8 protein-coding genes are annotated in these 12,962 nt (G+C 45.0%); all 8 read right to left on the bottom strand.

Annotated features, from left to right (window positions below; translation table 11 throughout):
- Nucleotides 1-621: 621 nt before the first annotated feature.
- Entirely contained in the window at nt 622-990 is a 369-nt protein-coding gene (locus VN447_RS05450) for a hypothetical protein (protein WP_325523620.1), read from the bottom strand.
- A 109-nt stretch (nt 991-1,099) separates the two neighbouring features.
- Nucleotides 1,100-1,432 (bottom strand): hypothetical protein, encoded by a 333-nt coding sequence (locus VN447_RS05445; protein ID WP_325523618.1) that lies wholly within the window; start codon nt 1,430-1,432, stop codon nt 1,100-1,102.
- An 11-nt stretch (nt 1,433-1,443) separates the two neighbouring features.
- Nucleotides 1,444-3,612, bottom strand: coding sequence for a hypothetical protein (locus VN447_RS05440; RefSeq protein ID WP_325523616.1), 2,169 nt, complete (start codon nt 3,610-3,612; stop codon nt 1,444-1,446).
- Between the two features lie 286 nt (nt 3,613-3,898).
- Nucleotides 3,899-4,039 (bottom strand): hypothetical protein, encoded by a 141-nt coding sequence (locus VN447_RS05435; RefSeq protein ID WP_325523614.1) that lies wholly within the window; start codon nt 4,037-4,039, stop codon nt 3,899-3,901.
- A gap of 18 nt (nt 4,040-4,057) precedes the next feature.
- Nucleotides 4,058-10,387, bottom strand: a complete 6,330-nt coding sequence (locus VN447_RS05430; protein WP_325523612.1) for a host specificity factor TipJ family phage tail protein — start codon at nt 10,385-10,387, stop codon at nt 4,058-4,060.
- Nucleotides 10,384-10,779 (bottom strand): C40 family peptidase, encoded by a 396-nt coding sequence (locus tag VN447_RS05425; RefSeq protein ID WP_325523610.1) that lies wholly within the window; start codon nt 10,777-10,779, stop codon nt 10,384-10,386. The genes VN447_RS05430 and VN447_RS05425 overlap by 4 nt, the downstream gene beginning before the upstream one ends.
- 275 nt (nt 10,780-11,054) lie before the next feature.
- Complete coding sequence (locus tag VN447_RS05420; RefSeq protein ID WP_325523608.1) at nt 11,055-12,062, bottom strand: hypothetical protein; 1,008 nt, start codon at nt 12,060-12,062, stop codon at nt 11,055-11,057.
- Nucleotides 12,063-12,153: 91 nt separating this feature from the next.
- Nucleotides 12,154-12,615: a hypothetical protein gene (locus VN447_RS05415; RefSeq protein ID WP_325523606.1), complete on the bottom strand. Its 462-nt coding sequence runs from the start codon at nt 12,613-12,615 to the stop codon at nt 12,154-12,156.
- Nucleotides 12,616-12,962 lie beyond the last annotated feature (347 nt).

Below are 12,962 nucleotides of genomic sequence, written 5' to 3'. Positions count from 1 at the left end.
TACCTGTGGTGCCGGTAATAATCCACCATGCGCATGCATCCTCCAGGCATTGACTAAACGAAACCAGATTATTTTCAGGTTTAATACAAAGTAAAGGACAATACATTCTCTCACCTCCTATTCTTTATCCGTACTCAAATGCTACAAAAGGGTTAGGTACAAATTAGATATAATCTAGCGAAAAAATTTTGAAGCTGATTGTGAGTGTAAAACCGGCGATTACTTCGAGCCCAGGAAATATCCAGGGTGTTTAATTGCCTGTGCAAATTTCTAGCTTTTTTTGCTACATCTAACCCACTGACTGGTTCCATAACACTGCTCCCAAAGCAATTTCGCCGGAACTCCCACGATGGTTCCAAACCCATAGCTTCGCTTGTTATACGAGGTCATTGCCTCTATGGAGGCAGTGGGAGAACAGTTTTTATTCCGGGGTAAAAATCCCCTAAAGCCACCTTGTTCTCCCGGCTACCACCATCTTATAACGCCTACGAAAATAGGCCAGCCAGAAATTCTGGCTGACCTAATAATACGAAAAACCGCTTATAGCGGTTTAATCGGCCAAACTGGATTATCTAAATCACACGTTTCCGGCATATCCCGTAGCGCCTGCCGGTATTCCTGTCATGCATTATATAGATCATCTCCTAACCTGCTTTTTGCGCTCAGCGTGTCAGTCCAATCACTTTCAGTTAAGAGCTTATCACGTTGCCTTCGGATTGCAATTATCTTATCCTCTGTAGTTGGTACATATGCAGGTTTTTCAACTGGTTTTCCTGTTGTCATGTCGCGGATATAGTCGTTGGTGGCATATAAGTTTTGGTCTTCTTCGGATATTTCAATTGCTTCTGGCGGAATGTATGTATGAATATCCGTATGGTAGGAAGCTAAACGGTTTCCCTGTAAGTCAAATGCTGCTTTATACCTAATGACCCCCCAGTCAATTCCCCACCCCCGAAATTTTGCATAATAAAAGCCGCTGGTTAGCGGCATGGTATCACCTCAAATAAAAATAGAGCCCACTGGCTCTTACTTACTACGCGGACATTCTTGGTTTGTACATTTACCGTCCTGCTCTTTAGTACCGCATATGAAACAGCGTTTATTTGTCATTTACAATCTCCGCCCGCTTTGTTTGGTATTCTGCTTTCAACTCTGAGTAATCGGCCTTAATACCGTCTATAAGTACCTGATTTCCGTCCAAGGTTGCAAGCCCTAACGCCTGAGTAAGTTCGGTAAATTGCGGCTGATATTCGGCATCCAGGGTGGATAGTTCCGCATCCTTAATTTCCTCTGCCGTCTGTGCTGGCTCTGCGGTATTTCCTGCGGCTAACCAGGTAAGATACTCTTGATAATCTCTATTCGCAGGGTCAGTAGGGATACAGGCGTTATCTGAGAGTCTAATTATTGTTGTATCTTTTGTTAATTTATACATTTGTCGCCTCCTTATAGTTCTGCATCAGCAGACCACATAAATCCAGAAGCGATTGAGTGGATTCCAGATTGATAAAATTGATTAATTGTTGCAGGCATAATAGTTAAACCTGTTCCTCCACTATCAAGACCTAAAATAGAAAGTGTTGGTATAACTCTTTTTGAAACCTTGTAATTATGAAAAGGTAGAAAGTTTACAATATTTATAGCAGCTATTCCCCAACCTATTTCATAATACCTCTGACATAAAGCTATTTCCTGCTGAATATGCCTTTGTTCAAATGGTGTAGCTACTGCGCCTTCTTCAAGTTGTACTTGTGCAACGCTAAACGTAAAAACAGTATTTAGTGGAAATCCAAAATCACATTGCAAATAATTGTTTGCCCCAATCGTTTTCCCTATTATTGATGGAACATTAAATGTTACAGAATATTTTTGAAATGAACCAGATTGAATTACTTTAGTTTCACCTACAATAGCAACAGTGGCACTTCCACCTGTACCAAAAAATTGGATTAAATGAGGTGTAACATTAAGAGTCCCACTTGCACAACTCGCATAAAAAGACAAAGTGACTGTTTTACCAGCAAGCGTTTTTACATTTTCAATTTTTTGCAATAATACAGGCTGATTTGATGTTGCACCTACTGTTTGATTAAATGATAAATAACTGTCAAATAAATCTCCTGTTGACCCCATATTTCCTTTTGATACAGTAACAGAACCACCAATACCCATCCAAGATTGCCATCTGTCTGCTGTGTAAACGTTAAGAGAAAAACTTGTTCCTCGTTGCCATATGTCAAATTTGCCATTAATAATATAATTTTTAAATCCTGTAGGAATAACAATGTCACTAGAACCGTCAAAAGCTGCTCCATTGATATTCCTTGCAGTAGCTAGCATAGTCGCCGATGCAGCATTGCCAGTGATTGATGTTGGAAGTTTTGAGGTTGCATCAAGTTTTAATATCTTATTGGCTGTTGCTGTGGTTACTACATCTGAGGTATTAACCTTTTCGGCATCTAACTCGTTTATGGCAGCTTGGACTGTAGTAGATGCGATATTTCCAGCAGGCGTATTCGCCACTTCGCTTGCTACCACTTGCCCCCATGCTGCAGAATTTACGGTAGCACCCGCTTTTAGCACTTTAGTATTATTCGCAGTACCGGTTGCTGGAACATGTGAGTTACCGTCACCTGTAGGATGAACATATGTATTAGCTATTGTTATCCGGTCATTCGTGGCATCAGGTGTTAGTGTAATGTTTATACCTGCGACTAATTCCAATGTATCACTTTCGGCATCAGCAGCAACAGTTGTACTGCCAACCAGTATATTACTAAAGGCGTTTTGATTTACCTCTGCCCCTGCAGCTATGCCGTTTAACTTTGTTACCATTGCGGCAGGCATAAACCCAGCAGCACCGGTTGTGGCATCAGTGTGGGTATGTCCATTGGCTGTAACCGCAATTGTGCAAGCATCATTAGCGGCATCCCCTGTTACTGTTATTCCTGCACCGGCATTAATAGTGAAGGTGTCAGTCTTGTTATCTGCTACAGCCGATACCCCACCGGCTACGATTGTGCTAAAGGCGTTTTGATTTACCTCCGCACCGGCTGCAATGCCGTCAAGTTTAATTTTGTCAGCAGCAGACTCAAACCCTGCCGAGCTGGTAGTAGCTACAGCATGGCTGTGACCGTCCTGAGTGACAGCAATAGTTACTGCATCATTAGCGGCATCAGGCGTAAGCGTTATACCTGCACCAGCTGTCATCGTTAGTGTGTCAGTTTTACTATCTGCCGCGATTGTTGTTGAGCCTACAAGTACGTTACTAAATGCCAGTTGGTTAATCTCTGCTCCCGCTGCAATGCCATCAAGTTTACCCTTGTCGGTATTAATCATTAAGCCGTTAGCAGAGGTAGTGACAGCAGTATGGGTATGACCGGCAGTCGCGTAAGCACTAGGGAGATTGCCTCCATGATACTGGGCGTTTAGATTTGTGTTTACTGTTCCGTTGTTAATAGGTATACTGCCGTTGACATTACCGGGAGATAAGCCCTTTAGTGTTCCGGCATCGACAATTTGCCCAGTCCTGAGACCTTCTGTATTCGCTCGTATTTCAGTAGGAGCGTCCGCAATAAACCCGTCATTTGCTGGGAGTGCGTTGTTATAAGCCATTTATTACACCTCTTTTAAAAATGTACAAAGGACTACTTTTAGTAGCCCTTTACTTTTCAGTCTTTTTTGAGTTTACGGTTTTAGGTTTGTAGTTACAGTAGTTATAACATGGTCATCATGAACCAATCCTTGTATAATTGGCTTGTTGACGTGTATCACCCGGATTATAGTTACATTCGGCACTGCTAACTATTCCACAAGTTTTACAGTTCCCATAAAGCCGGGGGAAACGTATGTGTTTGACCTTCGAACAACAAAATCAATACTTGCAATCTCATTAGCATATTCATGTTGACAACAATACTTTTTTCTCCTTGATTGAGCGATAATCAAATTCTAATTCGATATCCTTACCACATTCAGTGCATTTAACGCGAATTTTATCGCAGTTTTTAACTCGCTGAATTTCTTTTTTCATAATACTCATGTATTTCTCCCTCTTTTTTTAGTAACCCTTAATCCTTAAATCTGTATCACCGCCAACGTCAGTCCCGCTACGATTGACCACTCGTAAATCTACGCTAGAGTTTGTTTTGTTGGTCATTTCCACAAATTTATTGGCACCTAATGCGGTAGGTGTGATTACGGGAATCGTATAGTATGTATGTCCATAACTAAAAGTCGCGCCACCAACAGGAACGGTAACGGTTTTATATATATCGGTGTCTGGTACATCAATCCGTACAGATAAGTGGTTGACTTCCGGCGTATTGGCCGGGTCATTCGTTGCCAATAGTACCCTTGCATCTAAGTATCTAAAGGTATACTGAGCCGGTTTAAAGTCCGCCCATATTGACCAGTTAGCTCCATCCTGACTGGTTCGGATTTGAAGCAAAGCAGAACCCATGCCTCGTAGAACAACCGTCGAACGAAAGTCACAAGTGATGTTGGCTGTAATTACTTGGCCCATATCTTTGGTTTGGCTACTATAAGTTCCAGAACTATAGTACACAGTACCATTCTTGGATAACTTCAGCACCGTTTGTCCGCCAACATCTGAAAACTTTGTTGTTAGGTAGTCACTAAACCTGCCACCTATATTAGACCAGTTAATTAAGCTTGGCCCAAACTCAACATTGGTCTTTATTCCGGTTTGTAGGGTAATTTCGTCATACTCTTGAATGATATTTTTGACGGGCAAATTACTGATGTACAGTCCCTTGGATACTGCGTTTTGCGAATACTTCAAGGCACGATTGATAGCCTTAATGTGATAATAATAGTTGCGCTCGGTATCAACCTTGACCTTATAATCATTCGTAGTCACGCCCGAAACCACTAGTTGCCCCATGTCAAAACTTGCTCCTTCGGTAATCTCATAGGCGACAACATCGGATTCGCTGTGTTTGTCCCAAAATAGCTCAACGTATTCACCGTTCTGGATAGCCACAAATCCTGTTACCGGCCCTGGCTCTACTGTAGCATAATAGTGTTCATGTACTTCATCGGAATAAAATTCTGCGGCATTTTTAGATTTAATCATGATTTTAATATCGCCGGTTGCGTCAATTTGGTGTATCCAGCGGGTTTCTTTGGTTTCGGCTATTTGGGTTGCAGTGTCCCATATATAGCCAAGTCGCACGTCATAGTAAACTAGGTCGCTTTCGTTTATGCCTGTCCAAGTGATTATTAGTTGGCTACGGTCATTAGTATTTTGGTTGATTTGGATATTACTGACCGGCGAAGGGTTGAGATTAAATATACCTTCGATTTTTGCCGCGTTCTGGCTGTAGTATCCGGCTATGCTCACGGCCTTAATAAAATAATAGTGGATAGTTTCGTCTAATGCTTGGATTTCAAAGGATGTAGTAGTGAGCCTGTTGCCTATGATCGTAGCTGTATCCCATGCCGTTCCTTGGCGTATTTCGAAATGGGATATGTCCAGATCTGTCGGCGTATTCCAATGTAAGGTAACAATGCTGCGGTTGTTCATGCTTTGGGTGGCGACAAAGTCGGTAATATCGCCTGGGTTAACGGTGGCCGCAACACTTAAATTTAATACCGATGAATAGTAGCCGCCTACGTTTTTTGAGCAGACCATAAAGGGGTATGTGCCATTGGCCGTAATGGGATATCGGCAGGATGTTTCCTTGCCTTCAAAAACCTTTACGCCGGTTGCCCAATTCGTACCACTGCGGACTTCATAATACAATAGGTCTGCATCGGTAACATTGGCCCAGGACAACACAAGTTCAGATTTGTCTTTAGGGTCTTGGCTGACGCTGCCGGTGGCGGGTTGAGCAGGGTTAAGGTTAATCGTAATGGCAGCCGCTTTGGCATTAACACTGCCATACCCTGCGGCGTTAAAGGCTTTGATTAAATAGGCAGCTGCACCTGTTGCTGTAGCGGCTGCTGAATAAGTGGCCGTTTTTAGCTGTGTAGCGACTACTGTGCCTGCATCCCAGTTGGTTCCTTTCCGAATTTCATAATAGGCTAAATCGGTATCGCTGTTGGCCGTCCATGTAAAATCCAAAAATGTCCTATCAAGGCTGTGTTGACTTACCGCAAAGGTTGCTATGTCTGTTGGCTCCGCCGTGACGTTGCCGGTTAGCGTTAGCATAGAGGAATAAAATCCTGCCAGGTTTTTTGCCCGGACTGTAAATGTATATGCCCCGCCCGTGGTTACGGTATAGGTTGCCGAAGTATCTTTTGGTGTGGCTATTACTGTTGAGCCATATTTGACCTCATAATAGTCAATATCCATGTCGGTTACTTTGTCCCAGGATATGAGCAACTTGAGCCGATTGGCAAAGTCGGCCACGACGCTACCACTGCTAGGTCTTGACGGTGTAAGGGATATGGCAACTATCGTGCTTTCAGGGTCATTGCTGTATCTCTCGCTTTTGTTGACAGCCTTAATGAGGTAGGTTGTGGTTTTTTCGGCAGTTGCCTTGTAGTCGTAATAGGTACTGCCGATTTTTGTTGCTATGACTGATGCTGTATTCCATATAGTTCCTTCGCGGATTTCGTAATAGGCAAAGTCCTGATCGGCAATACCCTTCCAGGTAAACTTAACCCCCCGTTTGTCGGTATCGCTTTGAGTTGCGGTAAATCCGGTAACGTTGGACGGTTCAGCGACTACCGTCACAGGGATGCTTGTTATGTTGCTGATATATCCAGCAACAGTCTGAGCGCACACCATAAGGTTATATGTGCCACTACCAGGGATAAGCCAGCGGTAGGAGGTTTCGCGAGTAGTGTCAATATCTATTGCAGTTGCCCATGTTGAGCCGTATTTCAATTGGTATCCCGCGATATCTTTGCCGGGGCTGACCATCCACGACAGTTTGAGGATTGACCTGTCTTTTGGGTCTTGCACTGCCGCTAGATTTGTGGGCGTATCAGGTCGCAATATAACTTGTACGGTTTTAAACGATTCAGCGGTACTGCATTTCCCTGATATATTGACCGCCTTAATCATAAATGTCTGACTGCCCTCTGCTGCCAAGGAGTACATGTAACTAGTTGCCTTTAGTTGTGTGGCGATTACTGTTGCTGCATCCCAACCGGTATTGCCCTGGCGAATCTCATAATAGGCAATATCTTTGTCGCTGTTTGCAGCCCATGACAATAGTAATTTGCTCCGGTCGGTTTCCTGAATGGCAACAGAAAAACCGGCCACATTTGCTGGTTCTACGGTAACACTTATGGATTTTGTCGCCGGTATCTCTGATGGATTGCCGCTATTGTCTATGGCCCGGACGCTGAAATTATGGTCGCGGCTTTGAGTCGCGGTATAGATATACTGCGTGTCTGATATCGGCGTGGGCGTTAAGACTATGCTTCCTTCCATCAGTTGGTAGCCACGAAGGTCGATATCGGGGACGGCAGGCCACGTAAGGGTTATTTTTGTGCAGTCGCTCAGACTTATATCAGCAAACAAACTGGCCACGTCAGAGGGGGGTGCGTCTTTGCCGCTAACATATTCCGGAAAGGATACAACCCCGGTTGATACTACGCCAGCAGCATTAATGGTACAAACCTTTACCAAATAGGCAGTTTGGGTTTTAACGCCGATAATTTTTGTACTGAGTGCTGTTAGGCCTGTCGCCCATTCACTCCAGGTCTGCCCATTGTCGCTGCTATACAAAACTTTATAACCGCTAACCAGTTTATCGCGCGGAATGCTCCATGCTACATTCAGATTGGAAACCATCGTGCCGTCTTTTTGGCGGTAGGTTTCTTCCGCCACACTGACATTGCTGACTTCGGTTGTAGTCTCAAGCGCGCTGTAGTTGACTTCCGGTATATCTGTTGCCTCCGTGTAAACTTCCTCAATATATTCGATGCAGGAAATTTTGCGCCGTAAATCCTGATCCCGACTGATGCTGAGCACCCGGAACGGCTTGACCACTTTGCTGGTTTCGCCAAAACTGTATAGGTCCCATTTCTGCGGTACACTGGACAGTAGGCTGGTCAGCGTCACGGTATCGGTGCTGATTTCGTTCACCACCCCCTGCACACCAACAGTTACAATTTTTTGGGCGTCCTGGGCAGTTGTTGCCGCCGGGTTGGTAATCTGCACCGCGACCGCATAGGATTTGCCTGGCTCCAATGTTACCTTGCGGTCCAGTTGAAGGGTCGTGACCGTAGCGGCAAGCAACCGTCCGGAATACCCCCACTGCGGCACATCGTGCGCCAGCAGAACCACGTCGTTAATCTGACAGGCGATAGCATCAATATCCGCGCTGTGCTCCACCGTCCGCTGCAGGTATTGATTGAGCCGCAGCCGGTATTTGGCTTCCCGGTACACCTGGTCAACGGTGGTGGCACCGTCAAGGGTAATCTGGGTGATGTTCGGCTCGGTCGTACTGTCATAGTTGTCGGCGTAAGCCGTGATAACTTCCTTCTGATAGGCTTTGTCCTTGTTGGCAAAGGTGATCTCTATTGCGTTGGCCCGATCCTTCATCCCCACGAAGCTTTCTTTGAATTTATCGGTAAGAATATTGCCGACTGTAAATAGCTGCACCGGTTCTCCAGGAGCATCACAGACACACCCATACCGGGTTCCCCGCATAATCACCTTGCCGCGGCCGACACCTTCCGGTTTCTGCAGTGCAGTCCAGAGATCGGTCGCCGTATTGAAGATATAATTAAATGTCAGGCTGCGGCTATCACAAAATGCCGCCCAACGGGCGAAATCCTGATAGACGGCCCGCGAAGCCGGCGTACCCTTGACAATAAACTCTAACTTGCCGGTATGGATGTTTTTGATTTGCCGGCAGCGGTGGATCATGTCATAGGCAGCCCAAGCCGGATTCGTAGCCGGTTTTTGTTCGTACTGGCCGGAATCGGCATTCCATACCCAAACCTTACTTCTGGTTTGCAGCCAGGTTATATTTGGCATGCCTCCGCTCAGCTGGTTGGTTGCCAACGCCTTGATACCGACAAGCACCTTGCCCGGCCGGGCAAAATCGTCATAGATAATGTTTGACAACTGGGTCCAGAAAACGCGGGTGGAGTAGCGGTTATTCGTCCCGCTTTTGGCGATGCACTTAACGCGCACCTCATATTGGGCAGCAGGGAGATTGTCCACGCGGTAAGTGCGGAAGAAAGCAGTATTCTTCGCGGCCGAAGTTTGTAAGTTAATATTGGGAGTTACATTAATTGTAAAGGTATCGCCAGGCACAAATCCCGAACCATTCTCGCCCCCGTACTCCGTAATATTAAAGGCTATTATCCCGTTATTGTAGTTTTTATAAATTTGGGCATTTGATTTCACACCAGATACTGACCCTGATACGATAAAATACCCATGTTCACCATAGGTAATGGTCCATGTTTCTGTTGGCGCGACTGAGTTAACTGATATCATATTTAATTGCCCGTTAGAGTTCTGAGTTACCGCCCACGACATTCCGTTAGTGAAATTACGCCAATTATCATCCCCAACCTTATTATACTGCGCTTGCAGAGTAACCGACGCGTTCCCCAATCCGCCGCTGTCTTTGGCGTAGTACAAGCCGTAGGGAAACTCCAGTGTGATTTCCAGGCCTTCCACCGCGTTCCCCTCGGTTTGATGTGTGATCCAGGTGTTGTCATTGTTTATTTCATAGGCTAAGGCCTGATCGACATAGGTGTCATTAAAATTGGCGATTACCGTTTGGTCGTTGGTACCTAACCGGATTTCGGGAGCAATTCCTTTGTAGTATGATATCGGGTTATCGTTTATCCGGATATCGCTGATACTGTCAAGCGGCCCTTCGCCGCCGCACAACAGGAGATTCAGGTACTGCTTCTCGCCATCGCTTGACACGTGCTGGGCAAGTACCTGTCCTGCCGTTCGCATAGTACCATAAGTTACGGCCAGGGCATTACCCTGCTCAGTCAGCGGCTGCGCATTGCTCCAGTTGTAGGACGGATTGACTTCGTAGCGGTCTGGCTTAGCCGCCGGGAACCAATGATTAATGAGGCTGCCGCCGATCATGTTAACGGTTGCAGATCTCACAGCGCTCCAGAAGTAACTACCATTCGGTATTATAGTACCCAAAACTGCACCTAACACGTTTCCTACTATAATTGATGCGAACGACCTAAACCAGCTCGAGCCGCTTTTGCCGACAACGGGACAAACGGCAATCCAGTCATCGCTATTGATAATTTGCTCTTTCGTATCCTCCGCGACATTTCCATTAATGCTGACAACATAGTCATCCAATCCCATGATGTAGGGCTGCACATATTCATAGGCCGTTTTGCCTGGAATATGCTCGCAAGCATGGATTTCCTTGTCGGTATGGTTGAAGGGGTTTTTCAGTACAGTTATTCTGATCATTTCATCACCTCCGGCACATAGAATCCTTCGATGCGTTTTGCCCAAGCAGGACTGTCGACGCGGTCGATATTTGCTCCGATTGGCTTGCGGGTGTGGATAAACCGGCCCTGGCCGATGTACACCCCCGTATGGTCACAGTAGACGGTAAACCGGATTACGACAAGCGCTGGCACAGGGATTTCTTGTTCACACCGACGCCAACCTGCCCGCTGCTCCTCCACTTTGCTGTGAATCCGGCTAGCATCCTCACACGATATTTTGTAGTCAGGCAGGTTGATCCCATACCGCCGGAAGACTTCCGTGGACAGTCCCCAGCAGTCGAGCCCTACGGCGGGGTCACGCCCGCCATCGATAAAGGGCAGGCCAATCAGGTCGTCAAGTTTTATATTCATACTACCCCCAATAAAAAAATCGCCATTGGCGATTGATGTTTAAACGTTTTTCCTTGTTCATACAGTTCCACGGTTATGCGTACAGCCCGCCTTCCGGAATGCTTGACTCACCTCCGTAACGGACCAATTGCCCCGCATTCGGCAGGACTGCAGCGTGCCGTCACATGCCGATTCTGTCAATGAACTACTGGCATATTACATAGTAAAGGACAATACATGTTTCTCACCTCCTACTCTTTGTCCGTACACCAACGGCGAAAAATAGATAGGTCTGTTTAAATATAATCCAGCGAATCAATAATTGTTTGATCATTCGTGCTCTCAATTATTCTTTGCTGTTCAATATACTTGTCATAATCTTCAGCAGTTGGTATTCCTGCGGCATTAACATTCCACAATATACCATTAGGGTTATATTCCAGTGTATAGCCGTCAATAGGCGCTGCGTGAACAAACGCAAAATTAGTAAGTCCTAAGATTGTTTCAAAATTATCTTGCCACTTTTGAGAGGACGTTGCTAAAGTTAAAACACCGAATCTATTTGTGGTCATTTCTTTGGCACTGGTCGTTTCGATGTCGAATTTATCCGAATAGCTAGTAGGAATAAAAGCTGAAGTAACTGGCGAATCGGATAGCCCGTCATGACTCCGTAATGAATCAACGAAATTATACCCGTTTCTTATATGGGGCGGATTATTGGGGTTATTACCCATTTCACCAGAGGTGTCCATATTTGCCCCCAGTTTTAAGTTTTGCATTTTGTTAAGCATTCCTCCACCCCACAGGCAGGTACCTATATCAACCCCCATAATATTACTTGCTACTCCGTATACAAAGTTGGCTGCAGCAGTAAACGACATAAAAGGTGGGGTAAAATAGCCATAGGTTCCGTCGTAAGACCTTTGCAGATCATCTATACCACCTGTTCTGAAAGCATTAAATAATACAGAATAAGTATATTCCGTATAGCCTTCTGTGTTTGGAGACATAGGCAGCGATTTATATTTTGCAATAAATGCTTCAAAATCAAATGTATAGGGTACTATATACGGATTACCGGCAGGACCTAGCACGTACTCTCCTTTATAAGTCAAAAATTTAGCACGGACAGTATTTCTATCTACATCGTTATCCATAACTTCAAAATAGTCTGGATTAAAATTAACATCTTGCGTTTCGAATCGAATCCATTCTGTTTTTGCATTTTGTCTCATTACGTAATTTCCATTATATTTTAAATAGTACCCACCCTCTGCTTTTGGTTCCTTTGTAAATTGTCCCATAATCTCATCCCCCAAAATATAAATTTCTGCAATAGTTCATTTAAAAAATATACGACCAGCTATGCTGGTCGCAAGTAAATCTCTATGGATTTCAATTCTTTGAGGTGCGATTGTTCCACCACCAGCAACCAACCACAACCGGCAGTTGCAAAATGAAAAGTCCGAGAATATCTGTATACTCGATCGGGATTGGCCTGCTTGGTATCTGTTTGTACAAAGTGAAGACACATATTGGAAGCATGACGGCAAGGCTGTAGAATGGAATACGTCCCAAAATCCGCTGAAAAACCGCAGCAACCATAGCTCCAACTATCACGGGAAGCGAGTAATATAGCGTTAATATCAGCCCAGTAATGGGCGACATAGCAATAAGCTGTAGCGCATGTGCCTGAGAGCGGTGTGGATTGTAATGCACAAAATCAATCCATACTATTCCGCAAATGTCATTTATCGCATATACCGCAACAGTCAATATAAACCCGCCGAAAAGAAAGATGAGTACCGTCCTTGTCATACTCCCAACAGGCGGCTTAGTTGTCGATTCCTTCTTCACTAAATCACTCCCTTTTGGTTGCCATGGTCATCAATACGGAAACATAGGCTTTGGGGAAAACATCTGCCTGTGCCTGCCTGTTTTACCATAAGTTAACCTCCAACGGCAGCATAAATTCCTTATTCATAATTATACGTCAAATAATAATCCCATTCAACAATGGCGATTGATATTTAAACCATTTCCCTTGTCATACAGTTCTACGTTTACGCGTACAGCCCGCCTTCCGGTATGCTGGGCTCACCTCCGTATCGTACCGAATTGCCCCGGACGCGACAGGAGTGCAGTGTACCGTCGCACGCCGGCAATAATCCGGCATACCCGCACTCAATTCCCTTATATTGATC

This window comes from Sporomusa sp. (assembly GCF_035561155.1).
Classification (GTDB): Bacteria; Bacillota; Negativicutes; order Sporomusales; family Sporomusaceae; genus Sporomusa.
This window is presented reverse-complemented; position numbering and strand designations above follow the sequence as displayed.

Excerpts from the sequence above, each read along its gene's own strand:
- VN447_RS05450 (WP_325523620.1), bottom strand. The coding sequence starts at position 990 with ATGCCGCTAACCAGCGGCTTTTATTATGCAAAATTTCGGGGGTGGGGA.
- VN447_RS05445 (WP_325523618.1), bottom strand. The coding sequence starts at position 1,432 with ATGTATAAATTAACAAAAGATACAACAATAATTAGACTCTCAGATAAC.
- VN447_RS05440 (WP_325523616.1), bottom strand. The coding sequence starts at position 3,612 with ATGGCTTATAACAACGCACTCCCAGCAAATGACGGGTTTATTGCGGAC.
- VN447_RS05435 (WP_325523614.1), bottom strand. The coding sequence starts at position 4,039 with ATGAGTATTATGAAAAAAGAAATTCAGCGAGTTAAAAACTGCGATAAA.
- VN447_RS05430 (WP_325523612.1), bottom strand. The coding sequence starts at position 10,387 with ATGATCAGAATAACTGTACTGAAAAACCCCTTCAACCATACCGACAAG.
- VN447_RS05425 (WP_325523610.1), bottom strand. The coding sequence starts at position 10,779 with ATGAATATAAAACTTGACGACCTGATTGGCCTGCCCTTTATCGATGGC.
- VN447_RS05420 (WP_325523608.1), bottom strand. The coding sequence starts at position 12,062 with ATGGGACAATTTACAAAGGAACCAAAAGCAGAGGGTGGGTACTATTTA.